19 protein-coding genes and 2 pseudogenes are annotated in these 25,836 nt (G+C 53.3%); 7 read left to right on the forward strand and 14 right to left on the reverse strand.

What is annotated here, in order from left to right; genetic code table 11:
* Positions 1-81: 81 nt before the first annotated feature.
* From V7028_RS11090 to V7028_RS11100, 5 genes and pseudogenes are all read right to left on the reverse strand, one after another.
* Complete coding sequence (locus V7028_RS11090; RefSeq protein ID WP_334120144.1) at positions 82-1,770, reverse strand: cation:proton antiporter domain-containing protein; 1,689 nt, start codon at positions 1,768-1,770, stop codon at positions 82-84.
* 84 nt (positions 1,771-1,854) lie between these two features.
* Entirely contained in the window at positions 1,855-3,177 is a 1,323-nt protein-coding gene (locus V7028_RS15315; RefSeq protein ID WP_442918734.1) for an ATP-binding protein, read from the reverse strand.
* Positions 3,154-3,348: pseudogene (locus V7028_RS15320) on the reverse strand (hypothetical protein); the annotation flags it as partial. The gene V7028_RS15315 and the pseudogene V7028_RS15320, both read right to left, overlap by 24 nt.
* Positions 3,349-3,462: 114 nt before the next feature.
* Positions 3,463-5,208, reverse strand: a pseudogene (locus V7028_RS15325) (PAS domain S-box protein); the annotation flags it as partial.
* Between the two features lie 92 nt (positions 5,209-5,300).
* On the reverse strand, positions 5,301-6,203 hold the full coding sequence (locus tag V7028_RS11100; protein ID WP_334120146.1) for a LysR family transcriptional regulator: 903 nt from the start codon (positions 6,201-6,203) through the stop codon (positions 5,301-5,303).
* A gap of 103 nt (positions 6,204-6,306) precedes the next feature.
* Here V7028_RS11100 and V7028_RS11105 point away from each other — a divergent pair, with 103 nt between their 5' ends.
* Both V7028_RS11105 and V7028_RS11110 read left to right on the forward strand, forming a co-directional pair.
* Positions 6,307-6,975, forward strand: a complete 669-nt coding sequence (locus tag V7028_RS11105) for a haloacid dehalogenase type II (protein ID WP_334120147.1) — start codon at positions 6,307-6,309, stop codon at positions 6,973-6,975.
* A gap of 105 nt (positions 6,976-7,080) precedes the next feature.
* Positions 7,081-8,997 (forward strand): hypothetical protein, encoded by a 1,917-nt coding sequence (locus V7028_RS11110; RefSeq protein ID WP_334120148.1) that lies wholly within the window; start codon positions 7,081-7,083, stop codon positions 8,995-8,997.
* Positions 8,998-9,057: 60 nt separating this feature from the next.
* Here the strand turns inward: V7028_RS11110 and V7028_RS11115 are convergent, their stop codons facing one another.
* Positions 9,058-9,267: a cold-shock protein gene (locus V7028_RS11115; protein WP_334120149.1), complete on the reverse strand. Its 210-nt coding sequence runs from the start codon at positions 9,265-9,267 to the stop codon at positions 9,058-9,060.
* A 266-nt stretch (positions 9,268-9,533) separates the two neighbouring features.
* Here V7028_RS11115 and V7028_RS11120 point away from each other — a divergent pair, with 266 nt between their 5' ends.
* Entirely contained in the window at positions 9,534-10,322 is a 789-nt protein-coding gene (locus tag V7028_RS11120) for a GNAT family N-acetyltransferase (RefSeq protein WP_334120150.1), read from the forward strand.
* Positions 10,323-10,368: 46 nt separating this feature from the next.
* Here the strand turns inward: V7028_RS11120 and ppx are convergent, their stop codons facing one another.
* Positions 10,369-11,868, reverse strand: a complete 1,500-nt coding sequence (ppx, locus tag V7028_RS11125; protein WP_334120151.1) for an exopolyphosphatase — start codon at positions 11,866-11,868, stop codon at positions 10,369-10,371.
* 145 nt (positions 11,869-12,013) lie between these two features.
* Here ppx and ppk1 point away from each other — a divergent pair, with 145 nt between their 5' ends.
* Positions 12,014-14,152 (forward strand): polyphosphate kinase 1, encoded by a 2,139-nt coding sequence (ppk1, locus tag V7028_RS11130; RefSeq protein WP_334120152.1) that lies wholly within the window; start codon positions 12,014-12,016, stop codon positions 14,150-14,152.
* Positions 14,153-14,174: 22 nt separating this feature from the next.
* Here ppk1 and V7028_RS11135 read toward each other — a convergent pair whose 3' ends face one another.
* Complete coding sequence (locus V7028_RS11135) at positions 14,175-16,457, reverse strand: RelA/SpoT family protein (protein ID WP_334120153.1); 2,283 nt, start codon at positions 16,455-16,457, stop codon at positions 14,175-14,177.
* A 30-nt stretch (positions 16,458-16,487) separates the two neighbouring features.
* Entirely contained in the window at positions 16,488-17,348 is an 861-nt protein-coding gene (locus V7028_RS11140; RefSeq protein ID WP_334120154.1) for an alpha/beta fold hydrolase, read from the reverse strand.
* 84 nt (positions 17,349-17,432) lie between these two features.
* Here V7028_RS11140 and V7028_RS11145 point away from each other — a divergent pair, with 84 nt between their 5' ends.
* The gene (locus V7028_RS11145) at positions 17,433-18,200 is read left to right on the forward strand and encodes a 3-hydroxybutyrate dehydrogenase (protein WP_334120155.1); all 768 of its coding nucleotides are present in this window, start codon (positions 17,433-17,435) and stop codon (positions 18,198-18,200) included.
* A gap of 193 nt (positions 18,201-18,393) precedes the next feature.
* Here the strand turns inward: V7028_RS11145 and V7028_RS11150 are convergent, their stop codons facing one another.
* The 5 genes from V7028_RS11150 to V7028_RS11170 form a co-directional block, all read right to left on the reverse strand.
* Positions 18,394-19,194 (reverse strand): transglutaminase family protein, encoded by an 801-nt coding sequence (locus tag V7028_RS11150; protein ID WP_334120156.1) that lies wholly within the window; start codon positions 19,192-19,194, stop codon positions 18,394-18,396.
* Positions 19,191-20,150 (reverse strand): alpha-E domain-containing protein, encoded by a 960-nt coding sequence (locus tag V7028_RS11155; protein WP_334120157.1) that lies wholly within the window; start codon positions 20,148-20,150, stop codon positions 19,191-19,193. Before V7028_RS11155 ends, V7028_RS11150 begins: the two co-directional genes overlap by 4 nt.
* Positions 20,151-20,159: 9 nt before the next feature.
* Entirely contained in the window at positions 20,160-21,575 is a 1,416-nt protein-coding gene (locus V7028_RS11160; RefSeq protein ID WP_334120158.1) for a circularly permuted type 2 ATP-grasp protein, read from the reverse strand.
* A gap of 93 nt (positions 21,576-21,668) precedes the next feature.
* Entirely contained in the window at positions 21,669-24,110 is a 2,442-nt protein-coding gene (locus V7028_RS11165; RefSeq protein WP_334120159.1) for a DNA internalization-related competence protein ComEC/Rec2, read from the reverse strand.
* Positions 24,111-24,203: 93 nt separating this feature from the next.
* Entirely contained in the window at positions 24,204-24,989 is a 786-nt protein-coding gene (locus V7028_RS11170) for a TatD family hydrolase (RefSeq protein WP_334120160.1), read from the reverse strand.
* Between the two features lie 15 nt (positions 24,990-25,004).
* On the opposite strand from V7028_RS11170, the gene V7028_RS11175 reads away from it, so the two are divergent.
* Positions 25,005-25,550, forward strand: a complete 546-nt coding sequence (locus V7028_RS11175) for a DUF2062 domain-containing protein (RefSeq protein ID WP_334120161.1) — start codon at positions 25,005-25,007, stop codon at positions 25,548-25,550.
* 100 nt (positions 25,551-25,650) lie between these two features.
* Positions 25,651-25,836 (forward strand): PAAR domain-containing protein (locus V7028_RS11180; protein WP_442918733.1); only part of this gene is annotated, 186 nt, incomplete at its 3' end.

The following is a 25,836-nucleotide window of genomic DNA, read 5'->3' on the forward strand; positions in this document are numbered from 1 at the left end:
CGGTTTTTCAAAGCTTTGAAATGCGGGGTGGTTTTGCACTCCGTCATTTGTGGAAATTCACGAATTTGAAATAAAAATCGGCTATGCGCGGGAACGGTTTTTTATTAAATCCTGCAAGATGACATCGCTTAAAGTGTCTTCCCATCGATATGCTTGAACCCCATTCATTGCAGCAAAAAATTCTTTTTCTTCTTTCGAGTAGGCCTGTACAAAAACCCGAATGCCCGGGTTCAGCATTCTTGCGTTTTCAATCATCTGTGTCAGGCCCGGCGTTTCACCTGTGGCAATGATCAAGCTGTCAGCATTGGCTGTGTGGGCTTGAACAAGCGTAACCGGATCGGCAAATTCTCCCGACACGGCGGCAATGCTGTTTCTGCGAAGTTTGGCGACCACTTCGCGGCTGGTGTCCACCACCACATGGGCAATATGGTGTGTTTTGAATGATCTGGAAAGCCGCCTGCTTAACGCAGTATTGCCCACCAACACCACATGGCCACTAAGGCATTCTCTGTCGGTTTGTTGTGGGAGTTCTTCCATCATATGGCTGCGTGCGTTCAGGTTGCGCACCCATTGAAACTTCTTCACCATGCCGTCGTTCAACTTCGGAATCACGGAAAACACCAGCGGGTTCAATGCAATCGACAAAATTGCGCCCGACACCACAAGGCTTTGAACCTGAACATCAACCAGGCCAAGGTACAAACCAAGGCCGATCAGGATGAATGAGAACTCGCCGATTTGCGCAAGGCTTGCCGCGATCACGAGTGCGCTCTTCAAGGGGTATTTGAACAGCAGCACCAGGGCACCCGCCGCCAGCGATTTGCCCAGCACAATAATGGCCACCACAGCCAACACGCGCATCGGGTAGTCAAGCAGGACGTTGAATTGAAACAACATGCCCACGGATACAAAGAACAGCACTGCAAATGCGTCCCGCAGAGGCAGCGATTCTTCGGCTGCCCTGTGGCTTAATTCCGATTCCCGCATCACCATGCCTGCAAAAAAAGCACCCAAGGCAAACGACACATCAAACAAACCAGCCGCCACGAAAGCAAGGCTGATTGCCAAGGCAATGACGGACAAGGTGAACAGTTCGCGGGAACCTGTTTTGGCGATGTGCCAAAGCATCCAGGGAATGACCCGTTTGCCCACCACCAACATGAGCGCTACAAACAAGGCAACCTTGATTAATGTAAAGCCAATGTCGAATACCAGATTGGTTTCCGCATCGAGTGTGCCGCCTTTCAAAATGCCAGCCAGTGGTGGCAGCAGCACCAGAATAAGTACCATGGCCAGGTCCTCGACCACCAGCCAGCCTACCGCTATTTGGCCGTTGGCGCTGGTCAGCATGCCGCGTGCCTCCAGCGCCTTGAGCAATACGACCGTGCTGGCCACCGACAAAGCCAAACCGAACACCAGGCTTTGCCCCAGGGGCCATTCCCAAAAGTGCGCAACACCCATGCCCAGCAAGGTGGCGGCTGCCATTTGAACTATGGCACCAGGCACAGCGATTTTTTTGACCGCCAGCAGGTCTTTCAGTGAGAAGTGCATGCCCACGCCAAACATCAGCAGCATTACACCCACTTCGGCCAATTGGTTGGTCAATGCCTGGTCTGCTACAAATCCGGGGGTGGCTGGTCCAATCAGAAAGCCCGCGACCAGATAACCCAGCAGGGCAGGGGCTTTGAGTTTTTCTGCGATGAAACCAAAGATCAGGGCTAGGCCAAAGCCAAAGGCGAGTGTTGCGATCAGGGAGACATCATGGGGCATGGTGGGGAGATTTCCTTGTGGTTTTCTCCAATGATAGCAAGCGCGTATCAAGCGCGCTCACTCCCAATGCACCAGTCACCAGCCCTAAAGCGATGACGACTGTGACGAGTTCTGGTTTTGTATATCCAGAATGATCTGGATCAAGGTTTCTTTTTTGAAGGGTTTGATCAAGTGCTCGCACATGCCCGCATTCAGAATTTCAAGACGATCCTGTTTGCTGGCGGACGCTGTCACCGCAACAATGGGGGGGGCTGCATTACCCATATTTTCCCGAATTTGTCGGGTGGCTTCAAATCCGTCCATTTCAGGCATTTGAAGATCCATTAATACAATGTCAAATTGTTCAGACAAACAGGCTTGAACGGCCTCAACGCCGTTCACCGCCAGGCTCACTTTTGCGCCCCATTTTTTTAGCATTTCAGAGGCAACCATGCGGTTGAGCTGGTGGTCGTCCACCACCAACACATGTTTTTTCAACAGGGGTGGGGCAACAGGCCCTTGGGCTGTTGATGGGGATTGATGCAACAACTTCAGCGCATACAGGTCTTCGGGCTGAATGGTGAATTCCGGCTCTACACAATTCACCGTGAAGTGAAATGATGATCCTTGCGTGGGTGTGCTTTCCACCCATATTTTTCCGCCCATCAGTTCCACCAGGTTTTTGCAGATGGACAAACCCAAGCCCGCACCGCCATATCGGCGTGATGAACTGTCATCAACCTGGCTGAAAGGTTTGAACAGTTCCGCGCATTGTTCTTCACTCATGCCAATGCCTGTGTCTTTAACGCTGAACAGCAGTTGCCTGCCGTTGTCGGTACTTTGAACTTGTAAATGGATGTGGCCCTTGTCAGTGAATTTCAAGGCATTGGACAGCAGGTTGTTCAGGATCTGTGCCAGCCGCAACCGGTCGCCCCGCAGGCTGACCGGACAGCTGGCGTCTTTCGTGCAGTGCAGTTGTATTGCTTTTTCTACTGCCCTGTAGCCAAACAGGTCGGTAGTTTTGCTTAATACCTGATCCAGCAGGAATCGGCTGTTGCTCAACTCCAGCTTGTTGGCCTCAACGCGCGAAATGTCCAGAATGTCGTTCAACACGTTGAGCAGTACATCCGCTGCCGAGCCAATCTTGTTCAGGTAATCGCGTTGTTTGGCCTGTAGTTCGGTGTCCTCCAGCAACTGAAGCAAACCCATGATTGCATTCATCGGGGTGCGAATTTCATGGCTCATGTTGGCCACAAATGCACCCTTGGCCTTGCTGGCTGCCTCAGCTTGTTCGGTGCGTTCGGTCAGTATGTGGTTGATGCGCTCCAGTTCCCGCTGTTGCGCCTTGAAGTCGGTGATGTTGGTGGAAATGGAAAAGAACCCTTCAACCTTGCCATACAGCACATCCGGGATAAGGTGCACCAGCATGTCTGAATGGCCGCCTGTGGGCAGTGGTTTGCAGCGTTCGAATCGCTGTTTTGTGCCGCTTAACACACCCAGTACATGGGTGTGGTCGTGATCAAACAGATCGTCGCCCAATATCTTGCGCATGTGTTGGCCGCGCATTTTGTCCGCAACAATGCCATACCATTTTTCATGGTTGCTGTTGGCGAACTGGCAACGCAAATCAGTGCCCCAGTACGACACCAATCCTGGCAGGCATTCTGACAAAGTGCGCAGAAAATGCTCCCGTTCTATCAATGTGGCTTCGTTGCGTTTGCGTTCGTTGATGTCCTGAATCTGGGAAATAAAGTAAAGCACGCGTCCCTTTTCATTGCGCACTGTGGACACCGACAGAAAGACCCACACCACATGACCTTCTTTGTGAATGTAACGTTTTTCCAGTTGATAGTTGTGTCGGCGACCCTTCAACACTTCCCGAACCATGTCGGTGTGTTGCATGATGTCTTGTGGGTGGGTAATGGCGTCATAGCTGAACGTCAGCAACTCCGATTCGCTGTAGCCCAGAATATCCGCCAACGCTTTGTTTACCTGCAGGAACTTGCCCTTGAAGTCGAGGATGGCCATGCCGATTGCAGCCCATTCGAAAGAGGATCTGAATCGCTCCTCTGCCTCCCGCAATGCGTCTTCAAACTGGCGTTGAACTGTCACATCGACATTCACACCAATGATCCGGTATGGAATGCCTTCGGCATTTCTGTGTGTTTTTGCGCGGGCCTGAATATTGCGAACTTTCCCATCACTTGCGCGGCGGATACTGAAACTGAACTCAAAGGCATCCCGGGCGTTCTTTGCCTCTTTCAGCACTGTTCCCAATTTGTTGATGTCTTCTGGATCAAGGTAATCAAGCCATTCCTTGTGGCCAATCAACTCCTGTTCTTCACGCACGCCGTATATTTTTCGCATGGCCTTGTCCCAGCGAATGTTTTTGTCTTCCAGGTTGTATTCCCACACGCCAATGCCAGCGCTCTCGGTGGCAAGTTTGAAGCGTTCATCATTTAAGTGCTGGTCTGCAACAGCCTGTTCTGATGCCAGAAACCGCTCCAGCTGCTGGATGATGCGCGCCCGCACCATGAGCAAGACGATGATGCAAAACGCAGAATACGCCAGGATAAGCTTGATGGTTTTTTCTTTCCAGGCCGCGATCATTGGTCGGGTATCTGCCCAGGTGATCAAGTACAGCGGTATGTCTTGCTCCAATTCGTGTGGTTGTGCAAGAAGTTCGCTGGCAAACAAATGATCTTGAAACAGGCCGTTATCGACCAAACCGTCGTTATTTGACAAAGAGTAAGACAGTGTCAAGTCGCGGATATTTTTTAGTTTCGGTTCAAGCAGCAGCACTGTGCCGTCTTGCAACGCGAAACCGTTGCGCATGTGGTCATTTAACCGAAGCGAGGCCAGTTTGCGCTGCAGGTAATTTGTATTGAATCGTCCCTGAATAAGTCCCAGCAATTCGCCGTGCGCATCCTTTATCTGGTAGTTGATGACCAGCACAAGCTGTCCCTGCGCGTTGAACAACTTCTCAAATGAGATAAGCCGTTTGTCGCTACTTAGTGATGGGTTGCCTGGCATGTCGGGCTGCGTGTTGATCAGGTCGTGATCATGAACGGTTTCTCCTATTACCGCACCTGACGGGTTTCGGGCGATGATGTCGGCCACGGAGGGCAGCGCGATTTTCAGCAAATCGAGTTGCTGGTGAATTTCCTTGATGTTGTTGACTTCAATATGTTCTGACAATTGCAATGTGGCCGCATCGAACGAGCGGACCACCGAACTGATCTCGTCGTGCAGGATGTCGCGCAGCAGCCTAATCTGGGTACGGGTATCTTGCTCCAGGGATTCGTTGATTTTGCGCAAATCGGTTGTGACCACCGCAAGCAATACCAAACCCAATGCACAAAGCATTGCGCCAGCAAGAAACCATGGGTAGCGGCGTTTGGTAGCAGTCACCTGAAAACAACCTGTGGAAGAATTTGGAAATGGGCGAGCGGTGCTCATAGAAACATGGCTCTACCCTGATTCTGTTACATGGGCGAATTACTCAATTCAACGATTAAAGGGGGCTTTCTGCGGTTTATCGCCCTCACGTTTCATGGGTTCCAGTAAGAGTCAACGCTGTAGCGGTGTTTCAAAAAATCAATCCACAAACGCACCCGCAGGGGAAGGTGTTTGCGTTGGGGAAATACAGCATAGATTGCATTGGGGGGTGCTACGAAATTGTCAAGCACCGTGACCAGCTTGCCATTGCGCAGGTGCCGTTGTACTTCCCAACGGCTGCGCCAGGCCAGGCCGGCGTCGTCCAGGACCCAATCCAGAATCGAGGATCCGTCATTGCAAGCCAGGTTCCCGCTCACGCGGATCTGGGTGGGTTCCCCATCAATCGTGAATAACCAGCCACTGGGCGCCCCCGAGCTGATCAAGTTCAGGCAATTGTGTTTGACCAGTTCCTGGGGGTGCAGTGGGGTACCATTGCGTTGCAAGTATGTGGGTGTGGCAACCACCAACCGCTGGTTGTCCGCAAGCTTCACCCCCACCAGGCTTGAATCGGGCAGCACCCCGATGCGCACTGCACAGTCCATGTTCTCGTTGAGCAAATCCACCACCCGGTCAGACAAATCCAGCGACACGGTTACTTCCGGGTGTTCACGTACGAAATCGTGCACCAGTGGAACCACGTGTTCCCGGCCAAATCCGCCCGGTGCAGAAATTCGAAGGTGCCCGCTGGCTTTGATTCCACCCAGGCTGACACTGGCTTCTGCATTGGACAGATCGTTCAGAATGCGTTGGCAGTCTTCCAGAAAGGCAGAGCCCTCATATGTCAGGTTGAGTGACCGTGTGGTCCGCAGCAGCAGCTTCACGCCCAACCGTTCTTCCAGTGCGTCCAGCCGCCTGCTAATGACCGCAGGTGCCACGCCTTCTTCACGCGCGGCAGCTGACAGGCTGCCCTTTGTCGCCACGGAAGCAAAAGTTGTAATTTGTTTGAAGTGATCCATGCTTTTGCCAAAAAAGTAAAAATGTATTCGATTTACTGAAAGAGTAGGATGATTTTATTGAATAAACTGGAGGGTGTGTTTTACGCAACGCGAGATCGAAAACATGGGCACACCCAGACTGGTACTTTTTGATGCCTACGGCACTTTGTTCGATGTGTACTCCGTGTCTAGCACGGCGGAACAGATTTTTCCAGGACATGGCGCCCGGTTGTCGGTGTTGTGGCGTGACAAACAAATTGAATACACGCGCCTTCGTGCCATGGCCGGGCGCTACAAACCGTTTTGGGACATCACGGTGGACGCGCTTCAATACAGTTGCGAGGCATTGAAGCTTGACTTGACGCAAGAGCGCCAACGCACCTTGCTCAATGTGTATTCCAGCTTGGCGGCGTACCCTGAAAACCGCGCAGTGCTGCAAAACTTAAAAGATCGGGGGGTAAAGACTGCCATTTTGTCCAATGGCAACAGTGAAATGTTGAATAGCGCAGTTCGCAGTGCGAATTTCCACCTTCTGCTGGATGCGGTACTGTCTGTGGAGACATTACAAACTTTCAAGGTACATGCGTCGGTCTATCAGATGGGGCTGGATCATTTTGGTCTTCGCGCTTCAGAAGCCCTGTTTGTCTCCAGCAATTGTTGGGACGCCTGTGGGGCCAGCTGGTTCGGGTTGCCTACACTTTGGGTCAACCGCATGAACATGCCGCTGGACAGGCTGGATGTTCGCCCAACAGCGACTGGGTGTGATTTAAATGCCGTGGTACCCCTCATGTGAGTGACTGAAAAGTGTGTTTTTTGCCACTTTGCCTTATTCATGTCAATTTAGTGAAAAATAAAACACTGTCAGTCCTTGTCTTGATTCCGAGAAAAGGAAGCATTAATGGTTGGTATCCCATCGTCGGCCTCGCCGCAATCGGACCTCATGCCGCGTCCGGGTAGTCGGTATTCGCTTGATGACCAGGATTTCTCACTGTCAAAGTGTGTCAACCACACGATTCGCAAGGCAGGTTATAAGCCACTGGGAAACGGTTTGTTTGTACGCACAGGTTGGTTGGCCCGTACGCGAACTGTTATTGAAGGCAATAACGCGGATGCCCGATATCACCGGGCCGCTTATGAAAGCAGCCAGCGCGTCACTGCGGCAGTCATGGCAGAGAAATATCGGGCGAATCGCCATGGTTTGTCTGATGGCGATGCCCCCGACTTGTCAGATAACACCCGGGTTAAAAGCCGTTTTTACTGTCAAGACAACCTACGTTTTAATCCCCAGTTTAGTCACCCACGGTTCGGTTTGTCATCTGGTGATAAGCGCGCAGCGAAGCTTTCCCGTTGGGCGCATTATGCCAATGGCGTGACCGAGTTGGGTGCTGCACCCACAGGCTTGCTGTTAAAGGTCAGCAGGAATTTATTTACTCCAAATCGTGATGACAAGGCCATGGGTAGCCAGCTGCGCGTACTTGCGGCCTTACCTGTTGTCGCTGGCCTGGTGTCGTTGCTCGGAAGGGGCGTTTTCATCGAGGGCTCTGGCAGGGCGTTCAAATGGGTCGGCGAAGCCATTCGAAAAGACATACTGGCGCTGGTGTGCAGTTTTAGTGCTGTGTCTGCGGTTTCCGCCCTTGTGTCCCTTGCCTTTGTTGCCAGCAGTCGTTCTGTGGCAAGCAGATCAAGATTAAGCCCGGCATTAATGAATACCATTCAATTCAATCACGACAAGCACATACATCGTTTGTACTTGCTTTTGAATGACGCAAAAGACAAGCAGGGCGGGGTGATGCTGATCACCAAAGCGCTCAACAAAAAGATCCCGGCCAGTTATCGAGATGAGGACGGAAATCCCAGTTTACTGAACAGGTTGTTTCAGGATGTTCGTCAAAATAGAACAGCGAATGACGCGAAGCGGGCCATGCAGGGAACAATTGGTTCGTATCTTACAGAACAGGATTGCGGGCGATCGGGGTCAGGTTTTCTTGATTCGAAGGTCGACAAAGCTAAGTTGCTGGCCCGTGAAAATCATTTCGTGGCATTGACGAATCTGATTGAACATACGGCCATTCACGCAGATCCAAACGATAACTTTAAGGATGTACGCCATCACATTGAACGTGGTGCAGAATTCTTGCGCGAAAAAGTGTTGAAGGGTTCCGGCAGTGTCTTGAATGTTTTGGGGTGCGCCAAGGGAGCAAACAAGCTCAATTACCTGAGTTCGAAGGAGTACCTGGGTCGCAGGGATAAAGACAAAGCCAACCCAGCCATGGCTAGCAAAATGCGGTACAGTGCCGACAATATTTTGAACAACGCCCATCAGTATGGTCCTTTGACCCGTGGCATTGCGAGGTTCTCCGAAGGGCTGCGAGTATTTAATCATGCAGTGCTGCTTTCGTTTAATTACCAATTGACCCGACCAATTACATGGTTGGCTGGTCTAGTCACAGAATATGCTTTCAATATCCCGAATTCGCGTGTGACCAGTTTCAGTATTGGACGAGCCATTGCAAGTTCGATTTGGGCGGGGGTGGATGCTTTTCTTTTAATTAGTTTGGCTGCGGGCAATGGTGTTGCCTTTGGGGGAAAAGACTTGCCCACGGCGGTAAAATTTCCATTGGAAATTCCATTGGGCTGCCTTTCATTGGGCATTTCAATTATTAGCACAGCGGCGCAAATGTTGCTGGTTGCCATTCCTGCGGCTGTTTTGATGGGGGTGGCCAAAGGTGCGTGTCGGCTGGAGGGGTGGGATGGGAACATTGGCAGACCGTTAGAGCGCCTGGGAAGCCGACGAAACCCGATGCGATGGGCGTAGTAAAATGATGGAACATAAAAAAAGCCGCCCTAGGGCGGCTTTTTCACATAGGCGCGAGTATTACAGCGCTACTACGTTTTCAGCTTGTGGGCCTTTCTGACCTTGGGTCACAGTGAAAGACACTTTTTGGCCTTCAGCCAAGGTTTTGAAGCCGTTGCCCTGAATGGCACTGAAGTGAACAAACACGTCAGGACCGTTTTCACGGGAAATGAAGCCAAAGCCTTTGGATTCGTTGAAAAATTTAACTTGACCGGTTACGGTATCAGACATAGCAATATCCTGGATTTCTGAATTGAACAAAATAGCTAAAAAACTGGGTGAAATTCGAGAAACAGAACTATTGCTTAAGCGGTTTGCCTGAATTGAACTGACCTGAAGTAGCGCCAAATTTTTTTTGCTGAAGTCAGTTTAGGCTTTTCCTGAAGCTTGTCAAGTAACATTTTCAGTTCAGTCACCTTTTCTTCATATTTCTTTTATTGATCTGTCATATCCGGTCCGTACATTTCGTGTCATCGAAATGAAAAATGGACCCTCGGATGGAAGCGATCAAGCAGGATGTAACCAAGCAGGATGCTTTGCGCAACGCCCTTTACCTTAGCAGCCCGGCCCGTGCGCAGGCGCCCTCGCTGGAGGTGTGCCTGGCCAAAACAGCTGCTGAAGTACTGGAAGCCCAAAAACTGCGATTCAACATTTTTTCTGAAGAATATGGTGCAGATCTGGGTAGTAACGGGATTGATCATGATGTGTTTGATGCCTACTGTGATCACCTTCTTGTAAGAAACAGCCAAACTGGCGAAGTGGTGGGCACTTACCGCATTCTTGCGCCTGAAAATGCGGCGCGCTTGAAGTGCTGGTATTCCGAAACCGAGTTTTTCATGAACCGGATCGAGCGCTTGCGCAAAACGACGGTCGAGGTGGGCAGATCCTGCGTGCACCCGGATTACCGCAGCGGTGCTGCAATCATGTTGCTGTGGAGCGGTATAGCCCAGTACATGAAGCTGGGTGGCTACAAGCACCTGATTGGCTGTGCAAGCGTTAGCCTGCGCGATGGTGGTCATCAGGCCGCAAGCCTGTTCAAGCAGCTGGAACCCCACCTGGCGGAGGCCAGTTGCCAGGTGTTTCCTAAAAACCGTTTGCCGGTTGAGCGCCTGCGCTGTGATGTGGAAATTGAACCGCCACCCTTGGTAAAAGGTTATTTGCGCCTTGGTGCTGTGGTGTGTGGTGAGCCGGCCTGGGATCCTGATTTCAATACAGCCGATTTCATGATGTTGTTGTCAATCGACCGCATGAGTCCGAGGTATGCGCGGCATTTTGGGTTTATTTGAACGGCCATCGTCTGGTGCTCCAGCCATCTCGTCGGAGTTGGCTGGGCTACCGTCGAGTCAGCAGCTCGAGTTGAAGCCCGATTCGCAGCCATTGCTCCACTTCTGTTTCAAGGCTGTATTGGGTCAAAGGGTGGGTCAATAGCCAGTTCTTGGGCACGCTGATCTGAATGCCGTTGCCCAGTAGTTTGACTTTCAGTTCCGGCAGGGCTTCCACCTCGCGGCGGCGCAAAAACAGGGCCGCCAGACGCAGACACATGGGCGCAGCCCATTGAATGGCAGTATTCGCAATGTCACTGACCTTGCCCAGTTTGCCGTTGTGGGCCAGCACCCAGGTGGACAACATCATTTGCTCGCGTTTTGAAAAACCGGGCATGTCGGCGTTGCTGAGAATGTAAGCAGCGTGCTTGTGGTGGCCGTTGTGGCCAATAGACAGGCCAATTTCGTGCAGCATGGCGGCCCATTGCAGCATTGGCAATTGTTCGTTTAGTTCCGGAAGTTGCCGGGTCAGTTGTCTGAACAGCAATTCAGCCAGTGCCATGACTTTGCCCGCATGTTTTCCGTCGATTTTGTAACGGTGAATGAACTGCGCTACGGTAATTTCGCGCATGTCGTCGTTGTGCTGGCGACCCAGCATGTCGTAGAGCAAGCCTTGGCGCAACGCGCCATCGGTCACATCCATGTGCCCGATTTCCAGTTCCTCGAATACGGCACTCATCACGGCCAGCCCACCGGGCATCATGGGCAGGCGATCCACTTTCAAACCTTCCAGGGTGACGTTGTCCAGGTGGCCTGCTGCAGTGACATGTTCCCGGATCAGCTGTAGCCCCTCGGCAGACATGCCGTGCTGGGTAAAGCCGTTGGACACGCAAATTTCCGCCAGCGCGCGGGCTGTACCGGAAGAGCCGATGGCATGGGTCCAGCCCATGTCAAGAATTTGCCTGCGCAACACGGCGACTTCCTTTCGGGCTGCCATGATGGCGTTTTTCATGGCTTTGGGGGTGATGCTGCCATCTGCAAAGTACTGCTGGGCTGTGCTCACACAGCCGATGTACAGGCTTTCCATGGCCTCGGGCTCGTAGTCTTCACCAATAATGAATTCGGTGGATCCACCACCAATGTCGACAACCAGCCGCCGGCCTTGGCCAATTGGCAATTGATGCGCCACGCCGCAATACACCAGGCGTGCTTCTTCCACACCGGAAATGACATCGATGGGAAAGCCCAGTGCGGTCTCGGCCCTGGCGATAAATTCGCTGGCATTGCGGGCCACACGCACTGCATTTGTAGCCACTGCCCTTACTTCGCCGGGTTTGAATGAGCGAAGTCGTTCGCCAAAGCGGCTCAGGGCACCCAGGGCGCGTTCTTGAGAGGTATCGTCCAGGCATTTCTGGGCATTCAGCCCCGCACCCAAACGGACGGGCTCGCGCAGGGTGTCGATGATGTAAATTTGTGATTGACCGTTGAGCTCTTCGACTCGGGCAACAATCATGCGAAAGCTGCTCGAGCCCATGTCAACGGCGGCAATCAACTGGCGAGGCTTGGACATTGCGTAGTCTATGGTTCAGGTCAGGCGCTAGGATGCCACAAATGCGGCACACTGGCTTTGTGTGTCGGCATTTGACGACTTTCAAATGTTTGTCATATTTTTGAAATACCATCAAGGGTAATTGCACCGTTTTTTGGAGTTTTGTTTGAAAGTTGCTGCTGTTTCTGATGTAGCCCCCAACAAGGATCTGTACTTAAACCGTGAATTGGGGGTTTTGGCTTTCAATCGCAGGGTGTTGGCCATGGCAGAAGACGAGCGAGTCCCTTTGCTGGAACGGTTGAAATACCTTTGCATTGTGTCCAGCAATATGGATGAGTTTTTTGAAATCCGGGTGTCCGGATTGCAGGAGCAAATTCGCCAGAACCCGGAATTTAAAGACGATGATGGCTTGAGTGCGCTGGAAACGTTGCAACGGGTGTCGGCGCTGTCTCAGGAAATTGTGGCGCAACAGTACTGTTTGTTGAACGATTTGGTGCTGCCCGCCCTGCGTAATCAGGGCATTGCCTTGATGACCCTTGCCACCTGGAACGAAGAGCAGGCGCATTGGGCTCGCCAGTATTTCAGGCACGAAGTGTTGCCGGTGCTCACGCCAATTGGTCTGGACCCTGCGCATCCGTTTCCAAGGGTGCTGAACAAGTCATTGAATTTTGCAGTCGAGTTGACAGGGCACGACGCATTCGGGCGCGCGTCGAATGTGGCCATTGTGCAGGCACCTCGAGCTTTGCCGCGATTGATTCGCATGCCGTCGCACCTGTCTGGTTATGAACATGGCTTCGTGATGCTGACCTCGATTCTGCAGGCTTTCATTCCGGAATTGTTTCCGGGTATGGAAGTGCATGGCGTGTATCAGTTCCGTGTGACCCGCAACAGCGACCTGTATGTGGATGAAGAAGAAATCACCAACCTGCGCGTGGCCTTGCAGGGGGAGTTGTCGCAGCGCCACTTTGGCGATGCTGTTCGCCTGGAGGTGTCAGATCAAACAACGCCAGACATGACAGCCCGTTTGCTCAAGGAGTTCGGCTTGCCTGAACAGGCTCTTTACCGCGTGAACGGGCCTGTGAATTTGGTGCGGCTGATGCAGCTGCCCGAGTGGGTGGATCGCCCGGATTTGAAATTCACACCGTTTACGCCCGGTCGTCCTGAGGCGTTGATCAAACAGCCTGATATTTTCAAAGCCATTCAAAAGGGCGATGTGTTGCTGCATCACCCCTATCAAAGCTTCAGTCCGGTGCTTGAGTTTATTAAAAAGGCAGCAACTGATCCGGACGTGGTGGCCATCAAGCAGACCATTTATCGCACAGGTACCGAATCTGTGTTGATGGAAAGCCTGATGGCTGCGGCGCGCAGCGGCAAAGAGGTGACCGTGGTGCTGGAACTGATGGCGCGGTTTGATGAAGAAGCCAACATCAATTGGGCATCGAAGCTTGAACGTGTGGGGGCCCATGTGGTGTATGGCGTGGTGGGACAGAAAACCCACGCCAAAATGCTGATGGTAGTGCGCCGGGAGGAAACGGAAACCGGCAAGGTGTTGTTGCGTCGGTATGTGCACTTGGGCACTGGCAATTACCACCCAAAAACAGCACGGCTTTACACCGATTTTGGTTTGTTTTCGTGCGATGAAGCACTGGGGCATGATGTGCACGAGGTGTTCAACCACCTCACGGGTTTGGGCCGTGCTCGCAAGCTCAATAAAATCTGGAATTCCCCGTTCAACCTTCACAGCAACGTGGTGATTGCGGTGCGCAAGGAAGCGGAGCTGGCCAAGGCTGGCAAGAAGTGCCGCATCATGGCGCGCATGAACGCGCTGCTGGAACCACATTTGATCAACGAGCTTTATGCCGCCTCACAGGCCGGCGTAAAAATTGATTTGATTGTGAGGGGGGTATGTGCCTTGCGCCCTGGTGTGCCGGGTTTGAGCGAGAACATCACGGTTCGGTCAGTTGTTGGGCGTTTGCTGGAACACAGCCGCGTGTTTTATTTCAGTAACGATGGGGATGAAGAGGTTTACATTTCCAGCGCAGACTGGATGGACCGAAATTTCTTCCGCCGCGTGGAATTGGCGGTTCCGATTACTGACAGGAAGCTGAAGAAACGGGTAATCGACGAGGGTTTGAAAATGTTGTTGGCTGACAATATTCTGGCCTGGACCATGGATGCGCAGGGCAACTACACGCGCAGGAAACCCTCGGGTGCCCGGCAGATGAATTCACAAAATCATCTTTTGCGGACACTGGCTGCTTCGTATGTGGAACAGAATGGGTCTGGCCTGGCAGATCCTTCCTGAGTCATGAAAGCAGTTGCGACTTTCAGCGGCGCCTTACTTCAAACACGCCATTGATTTCCAGCAGGTGGCTGAGCGCCCCACGCAGTTGTTCACCACTGCCTACTTCCGCTGTGAACTGCATTTTGGCAACGCCACGCTGGGTTTCTGTTTGTACGCCGATCACGTTGATTTTGTCTTTCGAAAATACTTCAGTGATGTCTCGCAGCAGTCCCTGGCGGTCGTTGGCTGTCACGGCAATGTCTACAGGGTAATGCAGGCCTGAAGATTCACCCCAGGTTGTTTCAATCAGCCGTTCTGGTTGGCGGCGCATGACTTCGGCCAAATTGGAGCAACCCAGGCGGTGAATGGATACACCTTTGCCGCGGGTTACAAAGCCGATGATGGGGTCGGGCGGGGCAGGGCGACAACAGCGCGCCAAGTTGGTCATCAATGTGCTGACACCTACCACCAGTACGCCCGATTCCTTGGCGGTGCTGCCCGATTTTCTTTTGTTAAGAACTTCGAGTTGTTCTTCTTCTGACAATGGGCCGCTTGGGGGCTGATCACTGCGAAGCGCGTTTTCAATGGCACGCGGGCGAATTTCTTCGCGGGCCAGTGCCACGTAAAGGTCGTCGGGTTTGTCGAACCCCAGCTTGTGCGCCAGTGTGTCCAGGTTTTGGGCTGTTTGCCCGATGCGTTGCAGTTCCCGTTCAACAATTGCACGGCCCCGTTCCAGGGTTTCCTTGCGCTCTTGTTGCGCAAACCATTGTTTTACTTTTTGGCGTGCCCGGTGGCTGACCAAATACTTTTGCGTCGGGTTCAGCCAGTCACGCGATGGCCCTGTGGCGGCATCGCCACGTGCGCTGACAATTTCAACGGTTTGCCCATTGTCCAGCGGTGTGTTCAATTGCACCATTTGCCCGTTTACTTTTGCACCACGGCAGCGGTGGCCCAGTTCGGTGTGCACATGGTAGGCGAAATCAAGCGGTGTACTGCCCGTGGGCAGTTCAACCACTTTGGCGTGGGGCGTGAACACGTACACCCTGTCATTCAGGGCGCTCGTTTTCATTTCCTGCGCCCAGTCGCTGGCTTCACCCATGGTGTCGGTCACGTCTTTTTGCCAGGCCAACAGCTGCCGCAGCAGGGCAATGCGTTCTTCAAACTGGCCTTCTGCACGGCTTTCACCCGTGTAGCCGTCTTTTCCCGATTCCTTGTAGCGCCAATGCGCAGCCACGCCGTATTCCGCGAACTGGTGCATGGATTCTGTACGAATTTGTACCTCGAGCGTTTTGCCGGTTTCGTCCTGCACCACGGTGTGCAGGCTTTGGTAGCCATTGGGTTTGGGCTTGCTGATGTAATCGTCGAATTCTTCGGGGATTGGGGTCCACAAATTGTGAACGATGCTCAAGGTGGTGTAGCAGTCGTCGACTGTGTCTACAATTACGCGACAGGCGCGTACATCGTACAACTTGTCGAAACTGAGGCCCTTGCCACGCATTTTGTTCCAGATGCTGTAGATGTGTTTGGGGCGGCCCGTGATTTCACAGTGAATGCCTGAGAGCAGCAGGTTTTCCTTGATGCAGGCCATGGCTGACTCAATGAACGCTTCACGTTCAGTGCGTTTTTCATCCAGCATTTTCGCTACGTTTTTGTAGGTGCGGGGCTGCAATATGCGAAAGGACAAATCTTCAAGTTCCCACTTCAATTGCCACAGACCCAGGCGGTTTGCCAGGGGCGCGTACAGATCGAGTGTTTCTTGCGCATGCGATATTGCATAGGGCCACAGTGAACCTGTTTCGTTCTTGATGTCGTCGTGGCTGGTGAAATGTCGCAGTGTTTGCAAGCGTGAACACAGGCGAATCATGATGACGCGAATGTCGGTGGACATGGCCAGCAACATTTTGCGCAGTGTTTCAATTTGATCGGCCCAGCGCAATGTTTCAATCGTGTTGCGGGTGGCGCTTGGCCCCACCATCGAGCGCATTTTGAACAGCTTGCGCAGGCTGGCCAGCATGCGGCCCACCTCGTCGCCAAACTTTTTCTCCATGTGGCTTTCAAGGTGTTTGTCAAAGAACACCAGGGGGCCTAACGCACCGGCAATCCGGGTGTTGGCATCTGCCCTTAATTCGGCGAGAAGATCGGCCACGGCAAGCATGTGAACAATGGCGGACTCCTGCGTGTCCAGAACACGGTCCGCGGCATGAATGCGCGCGTAGTTCAGTGCTTCCTCAACGCGCGCAGCGTCGAATTTGTTCAGTAACACCAAGGCAGGTGCTGAAGCAGTGCCTTTTTTTTCTGAACCCAATGTTGAAGAAACTGAAACCATAGGTGCTTGGGTAAACTTAATGAAACCAGTTTAAAACAAAAAATCACGAACCATGCGAATTTGATCGTTCTGCATGAAAGTAGGCGCGTGGCCCACGCCGGTCACCTCGATAACGTGCGGTTTTGGGCCACGTTGACGCATTTCCTCTATAGTTTTGTGGCTTAACAAATCCGAATGTTCCCCACGCACTACCAATGTCTCGGCCTTGATGGCGTCATAGGCTGCCCACAGCGCAGTTTCATTCAAGTGGGTGGCAGATTCTGACAGGTTCTGGAAGGACTGCCCAATGGCAGGGTCGTAGTGGGTTGTCCAATGACCGTCTTTCTGTACCAGTACGGAATCTGTCAATGCGTTCCATTGGGCTTCGCTGTGCGGGCCGAATGGTTGGGAAATGGTTCGAATGTATGTGCGTGCATCTTCAAGTGATTGAAAATGAATGGGTTTGCCGACATAGTCGCCAATACGTTGCAGCGCAAAAAAGTTCAGGGTGGGGCCTACATCATTCATGACCAGTTTGCGGATGGGGTTGTTTGGCAAGCTGGCGTAGCCCATGCCGATCAAACCGCCCATCGATGTGCCCAGCCAGTCCAGTGTGCCCGGGTTCAAGCGGGCCACCAAGGCCACGCAGGCGTTCACGTAGGTGGGCACTGCGTATTGGGTGGGGTCGGGCAACCAGTCGGACGCACCTCGGCCTGGCATGTCTGCGGCCACCACACGCAAATCATGACCCAGGTTTTGTGCAAGGTCCTCAAAATCGGCGCTGCTGCGCGTGAGGCCATGCACGCACAGCAGTACATGTGGGTTGTCGGGATCGCCCCATTCGCGGTAGGCTAGTTTGTGAAGGCCAGTTGGGCTTAGCCATTGCACGGTGTGAAAGCGCGCTGTCAGCATTGTTCAATACCCTCCGTGTAATTGTTTTGATCAGTATTTCAGAGTTTTATTATTGAAAGAGGTTCCTCTGTGGATTTTAAGAACATGAATGCATTGGTCACAGGGTCGACCAGTGGAATTGGTTTGGGTATCGCCCAGCGTTTGGCCGCCAAGGGCGTGAATGTGATGCTCAATGGTTTTGGCACCCCCGAACAGATTGACGCAGCCAGACAAAGTATTTCTGTGCATGGCGTGAAGGTGGGTTATCACGGAGCAGACTTGAGCAAGCCTTCTGAGGTTGAAGATTTGGTGGCAAGCACGCAAGCCCTGCTGGGCAGCGTGGATGTACTGGTGAACAACGCGGGCATTCAGCATGTTGCGCCGGTTGAAAGTTTTGACCCTGCAAAATGGGATGCGGTGATTGCGATAAACCTTAGCGCGGCGTTTCACACAACACGCCTGGTGTTGCCGGGCATGCAGGCACGCAATTGGGGGCGAATTGTAAACATTGCTTCGGCGCACGGCTTGGTTGCATCGGCCAACAAGTCGGCGTATGTGGCGGCCAAGCATGGCATTGTGGGTTTGACCAAGGTGGTTGCATTGGAAAACGCAAAAACCGGCATCACCTGCAATGCGGTGTGCCCAGGCTGGGTGCTTACGCCGCTTGTGCAGGCACAGGTGGACGCGCGTGCGCAGAAAGAAGGTGTTTCGATTGAACAGGCGAAAATTGGATTGCTGGGCGAGAAACAGCCTTCACTGGAATTTGTAACGCCTGAGCAGCTTGGCGGGCTGGTGGTGTTTCTGTGTTCAGACGATGCGCAGGAAGTGCGTGGCGCGGCGTGGAACATGGATGGCGGATGGGTGGCGCAGTAGTGTGCCAGGTTCAAGCCAATTCGGCGTGGGTTACTTGTGTCGCACCTGAACGGTGACCTCCGATCTGAACTTGAAGGGTCACCGCGGGTTTGATGCGCAATCGGCAGCAAGTGACCCACGACGAGTGCGCTGTTAACCGGCAATTGAGTAATTGAAAGCCAAGCCGATTGGACCACTCGAACTACCAGGCGAGCTAGCCAACCCTTTCTATGGTCACCTGCACATCAAGGCTTTCCTGCCCGCCCCCAGTGCGTATGCCACGCACCGGCGATGCACCAATGAAATCTTTTGCCACCGCCAGGCGGCAGTGGTTCGCGTGCACCAGTGCTTTGTGGGTTGCGTCCACGCCCAGCCACTGTTGCCTTTTTTCGTCAAATACTTCCACCCAGGCATGGCTGTCGTGTTGCTCAACATTGGGATTGAAAAAATAACCGCTCACATAGCGAGCGGGAATGCCGTGCGCGCGCAGACACGCCAGCATCACATGTGAATGGTCTTGGCAAACACCTTGACCGTTCTCAAATGCCTGCATGGCTGAATCGGCCACTGTGGTGCTGCCTTTGGTGTACGCCACCCGGTCTGCCACGGCATGGGCCAGTGTCAGCATGCGGTGTGCAAAGGGAATGTGGGTGTCGCTCACGAAGCTTGCGAATTCTTCCATTTCCTGATTGAACTGCGTCAGTGGGGTGGTGGGTGTATAGACCAGTGGGTTGAGTGCCTTCAATTCTGCAGGTAAATAACCATCGCGCAGCGCGTCAAGTTCAACCTGCCCGTTCGATTGCACGGTTAATTCACGGTGCTGATGGTTCACAGAAAAAGTAAGCACCGTGTTGCCGTGGTGATCGCGCGCGCTGTGTTGCTTTGCAGGGGTTTTTACCTTCCAGTCGACAATGCGCTGGTTGCCTGCTTGCGGGGTAAGGCGTACGTGCTGAATGCTGTACAGCACGGGCCAGGTGTAGCGGTAGGTGGTGTGGTGTTGAATGCGTAGTTTCATGCCTCAAGCGGCACCAGGAAATCTTTGCTGATGCGGTTGCCCAAATCGTTCACGCGTTCCAGAAAGTTGGTCAGGTAGGCGTGCAGGCCCATCTGTAAAATGTCGTCGATCTGGCTGTACAAAAGCTCTGCGCGCAGTTTGCCCGCGCGGCGTTCTGTGTTGGCGGAATAGTCGTTTCTTATCATCTCCAGGTTTGCGCACACCTCGTTCAATGACGCCAGCAATGAACGTGGCATGTCGTCACGCAGAATCAGCAGCTCGGCCACGCGGTCAGGCGTGATGACATCGCGGTATACCTTGCGGTAAGTCTCGAACGCCGACACCGAGCGCAAAATAGCAGCCCAGTGGTAATAATCGGCATGCGGATCGGCGGCGCTTAAGTTGGCCAGGGGGCTAAAGGGCATGCTGTGGAATTTCACATCCAGCAGGCGGGCGGTGTTGTCGGCACGTTCCAGAAAAGTACCCAGGCGAATGAAGCGAAAGGCATCGTCTTTCAGCATGGTGCCGATGGTGACGCCGCGCGACAAATGGCTGCGAAATTTCACCCACTCAAAAAATTCAGATGGATCGCGTTCAACTATGCCTTCAGACAATACTTTTTTCAGTTCAAGCCAGGTGGTGTTGTTGGTTTCCCAAACTTCTGTGGTCAATGCGCCGCGCACGGCACGTGCATTTTCACGGGCACCCTGCAGGCAACAGTAAATGCTGGACGGGTTGTTGGGGTCTTTCACCATGAAGTCGATCACCGATTCTGCACTTACCTCGGTGTGGCGCTCTGAAAATGCTTCCGTCAATTCGCAAATCGACAGCATGGCCCGCCAGCCTTGCTCAGCGTTCCCTGGATCTTGCGGAAGCAGGGCTGTTTGCACGTTCACGTCCAGCATGCGTGCGGTGTTCTCGGCACGTTCAATGTAACGGGCCATCCAGAACAAGTGGTCAGCGGTTCTACTCAGCATGTTTGCTCCTCATCGTTCCAGTACCCAAGTGTCTTTGGTGCCGCCGCCCTGGCTGCTGTTCACCACAAGTGATCCTTCACGCAATGCAACGCGGCTTAGTCCGCCGGGGATCAGGCTGACCTTGCTGCCCGACAACACGAAAGGGCGCAAATCAATGTGGCGTGGTGCCAAACCCGATTCCACAAAAGTGGGGCAAGTGGACAAAGCCAAAGTGGGTTGGGCAATGAACCTGGCTGGATCGGACACCAGTTTTTTTCGGAAATGCTCAATCTGTTCTTTTGTGGAAGCCGGGCCCACCAACATGCCGTAACCACCGGCGCCGTGTACTTCTTTCACAACCAGTTCAGGCAGTTTGGCCAACACCTCCTTCAAGTGGTCGGGCTTGCGGCACTGCCAGGTGGGCACGTTTTGAATGATTGGTTCTTCGCTCAGGTAGAAGCGAATCAAATCAGGCACGTAGGGGTAGATCGATTTGTCGTCGGCCACGCCAGTACCAATTGCGTTGGCCAACGTGACATTGCCCGCACGGTACACCGACAGCAAACCGGGTACACCTAGTTGTGAGTCTTCCCGGAATGCGAGTGGGTCGATGAAGTCGTCATCCAGCCGGCGATAAATAACATCCACCCGTGTGGGGCCTTGGGTGGTGCGCATGTACAACATTTCCTCGTCCACAAACATGTCTTTGCCTTCCACCAGCTCAATGCCCATTTGCTGGGCAAGGAATGCATGCTCGAAGTAAGCCGAGTTGTACATGCCAGGGGTTAGCAACACCACGGTGGGCTCGTTGCTGTTTTGTGGTGAAACCGAGCGCAGGTTTTCCAGCAGGTTGTCGGGGTAATGTTCAACCGGGGCCACACGGTTGCGGGCAAACAGTTCCGGGAACAGGCGCATCATCATCTTGCGGTTTTCCAGCATGTAACTTACGCCAGAAGGCACGCGCAAGTTGTCCTCCAGCACATAAAACTCGCCTTCACCTGCACGCACCACATCCACCCCGGCAATGTGGGCGTATATGTCGCCTGCCACTTTCACGCCCTGCATTTCAGGGCGGTACTGTTCGTTGTTGAAAATCTGCTCGGGTGGGATCATGCCCGTTGCCAGAATTTTCTGTTCGTTGTAAATGTCTTTCAAAAACATGTTCAGGGCTTGAACACGCTGGCGAAGACCGGCCTCCAGGGTTTTCCATTCAGATGCCTTGATGACCCGTGGCACGATGTCAAAGGGGATCAGCCGTTCTGTGCCCGATTCTTCGCCATACACGGCAAATGTAATTCCTACTCTTCTGAAAATAAGGTCAGCTTCGGCGCGCTTGTTTTGTAGTTTTTCCGGGGCTTGCATGTCGAGCCAGCGGGAAAAGTCCTGATAATGCGGGCGAATTTCACCGCCAGGCCCGAGCATTTCATCGAAAGGTGTTACTGACATAAGTTGTTTGTTCCTGTTCCGTATTCTGTTGGAGTAACAAGAAGCATGCCAAGTGCATGCAGGATGAATGTGCCGCGCCCAGCTCCAAAGTTATCAGTCTTGGTGGGCTTTTGCACTGCTTTCGTGCATGTGCCAATAGCGCTGCCTTGCTTCACTGGCATGGATCGGCTGCGGGTTTGGATTGTTGTGCCCGAATGTCCATTTCATTGCACCATTTTGGGCTGTGTTGAACACTTCGATGTTGCTCGATTCGTATCGTTCAGTGATCTGCCTGTGCGGGTGGCCAAACTGGTTTTTCCAGCCTGCCTGAATCAAGGCGATTTCAGGTCGAACTGCTTGAAGAAAGGGCAGGGTCGATGATGTTTTAGAGCCATGGTGTGGCACCAGCAGTACTTTGCTGTGCAGTTTCTCAGTACCGTGTTGGATTAGCAACTGCATTTCTGAAATGGCTTCGATGTCGCCGGTCAGCAGCACACTGTGCAGTGAATTGCTTACCTTCAGAACGCAGCTTTGGTTGTTTTTGGCCAGTAGTTTGTGTGGTGCATCGGCGGGGGTGTCAAGGCCAATGGGTTCAAACAGCACGCCATTCCATGTCCAGTTGTTCATGCGGTGGCAGTTCTCGATCGCGCTACGTTTTTGCGTGGCCAATTCATACAAGGGGTGGTTGCCGGGAATGGATGATGCAAATTTCAAAGGGGGTGCCTTGGTGATGAAAAGCGGAGCGCCGCCTGAATGGTCTGCATCGTCGTGCGACAGCACAAACAGATCGGCATGTCGGTAGTTGTGCGCTGCCATCCACGGCAGCAGAACACGCCGGGCGGAATTTGATCGTTCATTGAAGGCTGGCCCTGCGTCGTAAATCAGCAGGTGGTTGCGGGTTTGAATGGCGATGGCCGTGCCTTGCCCCACATCCATCGCCGTCATCCAGAAGTCGTTTTCAGCAGGGCGTGGTGCGGGCCAGGCCAGTAAAGCCACCAACGCCAGTCCAATCCATCGGCTAATAATTCCCGGTGGAAGCAGCAAAATGATGCTGCCCAGCGCCACCAGAATATTGATCCACCCCGGTTGATTGTGAATGGGCAAAGCCGCCCAGCTGAGTTCGTTGAAGGCGCTTAACCAGTTGCGCTGCAATGCCAGGCTGTCTGCCGCCAACAGCGCTGCCCATGTTTGTTGCAGCAGCCCACCCAACAGCGCCAGTGGGGTGCTTACAAAACTCATCCACGGAATGGACAAGGCATTGGCCACAGGGCTGATGATGGATTGCTGGTTAAACAGCACTGCGCATGGCAGCAGCAATGCAATGGTGACGCTGTACTGCGCCTTGAATGCATTGGCGATGAATTCATGCTGCGGTTTGATCACGTGTATGTGCCCTTGGGTTACAAACACAAGCGCAGCCACTGCGCCGAAAGACAGTAAAAAACCGGCGTCCAGCACAGCCCAGTTGTCGAAGGCCAAGGTCAGGAAAAGCGCCAAAAAGAAGGTGTCCCAACTGCTTTGCATGCCGCCGCGCAATTGCCCCACAAACAGTGCAAACAGCATGAACACGGTGCGTTGTGCAGGCACCCCCCAACCGGCAACGAGCCCGTAAAGCAATGCAAACAGCAAACCAAATGCGCTGCCAGCCAACGGTGCCGGAATACGAAGGCACAGCCAGGCTGAACGCCGCCACAGTAGCCCCATGCCCTTGCCAGCCAGCATGGCAAACAGGGTGATGTGCAAGCCGGAAATGGCCACCAGATGGGCAATGCCTGTGTTGTTGAACATTTCGCGGTCTTCCACACTGATCAAGCCTTGATCGCCCACCACCATGGCCAGCACCAAGCCCTGTTCCGGATGGTCCTGCAAGGTGTACACAATCCAGTTTGCGATGTGCAGCCGCAAGCGTTCCATCCACACCACGGGGTTTGTGGGTGTATCGGTTAGCAGTATTTGAATGCCGCTTTTCAGTTGGGCAGTGCCCGCAATTTGATTGGCAAACCAGTGCCGGTGCACATCAAAACCTGCCAGTTGCAAAGGTGCCTTGGGTGGTTTGATTCGAATGCTCGCCTTGAAGTGCTGACCAGGCAGAAGGGAGGTGTAGGCATCTGCTTTCTCAATGAATATTTGCAATCGTGCGCCGGGTTTCAGGCAGGCGCTGAGTGTTTGCGGATTGTGCGGGGTGTGCTGGACAATCCATGTTTGTGAACCCTTGTCGCGAAATGCTTTTTCAATCAGTTTGAATTCGGATTCAATAATTTGCTTGTTGCAGTGCAGGGGGATTTGCGCTTGTTGGTGTGCTGCAGCCTGAACCCCAGCACAGAGTTGTGCGGTAACAAGCCCAAGCGCAATCCAGATGATCGTTTCAGTTTTTGACTTGCACACACCACTTTGCTGGCCCAGCAGAAAGCACAACCCAGCCCACGCAAGCAGAACTGTGTTGGTGCTGCCAATCTGTTGGTTGATGCTGTGCCACACCCAAGGCAATTCGGCCTGGCTGTGAAACAGCAGCAGGCTGAGCAGGTAAGCCAGAGTGAACAGCGACAGGGTAGGCACGGGTTGAAGGCCATGGCATGAATTGAAGCCGAAGAGCCTGCACCAAGGCTTGTAATTTTGCCAATGGTGACTGAATTTGGGTGATGGGTTTGATTAGCCTTGCAGGGCGAGTGCGGGCAGCGCCCGCTCTGCATTACTTTCGCTTTGGCGGGAAAGTTCTTGCAGTGTCAGCTTGCGCAGCTGCGCGATTGTTTCTGCGATTCGCGGCAGGTGTTCCGGGGAGTTTCGTTGTTTGTTGATCCACTCGGGTGCAATGTCGGGCCCATCTGTTTCAAGCACAATCGCATGTTCGGGAAGTTCAGCGGCCAATCGGCGAAGTTGCAGTGCGCGAGTGAATGTACAGGCCCCACCGAATCCCAAGCACATGTTCAGGTTCAAAAAATGTTCGGCTTGTTGAAAGCTGCCATTGAATGCATGGGCAATGCCGCTGCATGGCTTGTACACCCGCAGGCTTTTCAACACCGGGTCTTGGGCTTTGCGCACATGCATCACCACGGGCAAATCAAAGTCGCGCGCCAGTTTCAGCTGGGCATTAAAAAACTGCACTTGCTTGTCCCAGTTCAGGCCGGGCACAAAGCCGTCCAAACCGATTTCACCAATGCCTGCAAATTTTGGGTCGCTGAATGATTCCTTGATTTTGTTCTGAAGGGTCAGCAAATCGTCGTCGTGTGCCCGGTCCACAAACATGGGGTGTATGCCCAGGCAGTACACCGCGCCTGGCGTGTTGTGGGCCAATTCTTTTACGGTGTCAAAATTGAATGCACCCACAGCCGGTAGCACAAAGCGGTTAACATGCAATTCACGCGCACGCTGAACCACCGCAAGGCGGTCGCTGTCGTATTCAGAAGCATCAAGATGAAGGTGCGTGTCGGTCCACATACTTTAAAGTTTGCCATGTTTCGTCGGAAAATTCGCAAGTACCTGCCCACGCCTGATCATTTCGATCGGCTGGCGTGGGCGCGGCCATTCAAACGCTTTTTGGGGCACCCCAACATTTGGGCATTGAACCGCAAAAGTATTGCGGGCGGCGTGGCTGCGGGCCTGTTTTGCGGGTTGATCCCTGGCCCATTTCAAATATTTGGTTCGCTGATCTGGGTGCTCGTGGCGAAAGTAAACATGCCTGTGGCGTTTGCGGTCACCCTGTACACCAACCCGATCACCATTGTGCCTTTGTACCTGATTGCAGTGGCTTATGGTGACCTTCTTCTTGGCGGAATGGGCCAGGTCAATATTCAGCCCGCACCCGACTGGAACTGGTCCGCCTGGGGGGATTCCACCCGCGCCATTCTGGACTGGATGTGGACCATGGGCCCCTCGCTGGCAGTGGGCCTGCCCGCGCTGATGGTGACCTTGTCGATACTGGGCTACTTCAGTGTGCGGCTAGCCTGGAATGTTGGCGTTCGAATTGCGGTGGTGCGCAGACGCAAGCGTCAGGGTTAACCCAGAACCAACCCAACCCCACCGCTTGTGGTGACACCTTTTTCAATCCAAAACTCGGCATGTTAGCTTGCTTGGTTATTGACTGAACAAGAGTTAAACCATGCCATTGATGATTCGCCAAGGCGACACCACCAGCCACGGCGGCACCGTGCTTGAAGGCTTTCCGTTTTACACCGTCGAAGGCCGTGCAGTGGCCGCCATGGGCCACAAGGTGGCTTGCCCGCTGTGCAAGGGTCCATTGCCCGGGTGGCCGAACAGCAAATGCCCGACAACCCGCTTGGCAATC

Origin of the sequence: Limnobacter sp. (assembly GCF_036846585.1) — a bacterium.
Taxonomy (GTDB): domain Bacteria; phylum Pseudomonadota; class Gammaproteobacteria; order Burkholderiales; family Burkholderiaceae_B; genus Limnobacter.

Coding starts and splice junctions, on each gene's coding strand:
- V7028_RS11090 (WP_334120144.1), bottom strand. CDS start 1,770: ATGCCCCATGATGTCTCCCTGATCGCAACACTCGCCTTTGGCTTTGGC.
- V7028_RS15315 (WP_442918734.1), bottom strand. CDS start 3,177: ATGCTGGTGCACCTTATCCCGGATGTGCTGTATGGCAAGGTTGAAGGG.
- V7028_RS11100 (WP_334120146.1), bottom strand. CDS start 6,203: ATGGATCACTTCAAACAAATTACAACTTTTGCTTCCGTGGCGACAAAG.
- V7028_RS11105 (WP_334120147.1), top strand. CDS start 6,307: ATGGGCACACCCAGACTGGTACTTTTTGATGCCTACGGCACTTTGTTC.
- V7028_RS11110 (WP_334120148.1), top strand. CDS start 7,081: ATGGTTGGTATCCCATCGTCGGCCTCGCCGCAATCGGACCTCATGCCG.
- V7028_RS11115 (WP_334120149.1), bottom strand. CDS start 9,267: ATGTCTGATACCGTAACCGGTCAAGTTAAATTTTTCAACGAATCCAAA.
- V7028_RS11120 (WP_334120150.1), top strand. CDS start 9,534: ATGGAAGCGATCAAGCAGGATGTAACCAAGCAGGATGCTTTGCGCAAC.
- ppx (WP_334120151.1), bottom strand. CDS start 11,868: ATGTCCAAGCCTCGCCAGTTGATTGCCGCCGTTGACATGGGCTCGAGC.
- V7028_RS11135 (WP_334120153.1), bottom strand. CDS start 16,457: ATGGTTTCAGTTTCTTCAACATTGGGTTCAGAAAAAAAAGGCACTGCT.
- V7028_RS11140 (WP_334120154.1), bottom strand. CDS start 17,348: ATGCTGACAGCGCGCTTTCACACCGTGCAATGGCTAAGCCCAACTGGC.
- V7028_RS11145 (WP_334120155.1), top strand. CDS start 17,433: ATGAATGCATTGGTCACAGGGTCGACCAGTGGAATTGGTTTGGGTATC.
- V7028_RS11150 (WP_334120156.1), bottom strand. CDS start 19,194: ATGAAACTACGCATTCAACACCACACCACCTACCGCTACACCTGGCCC.
- V7028_RS11155 (WP_334120157.1), bottom strand. CDS start 20,150: ATGCTGAGTAGAACCGCTGACCACTTGTTCTGGATGGCCCGTTACATT.
- V7028_RS11160 (WP_334120158.1), bottom strand. CDS start 21,575: ATGTCAGTAACACCTTTCGATGAAATGCTCGGGCCTGGCGGTGAAATT.
- V7028_RS11170 (WP_334120160.1), bottom strand. CDS start 24,989: ATGTGGACCGACACGCACCTTCATCTTGATGCTTCTGAATACGACAGC.
- V7028_RS11175 (WP_334120161.1), top strand. CDS start 25,005: ATGTTTCGTCGGAAAATTCGCAAGTACCTGCCCACGCCTGATCATTTC.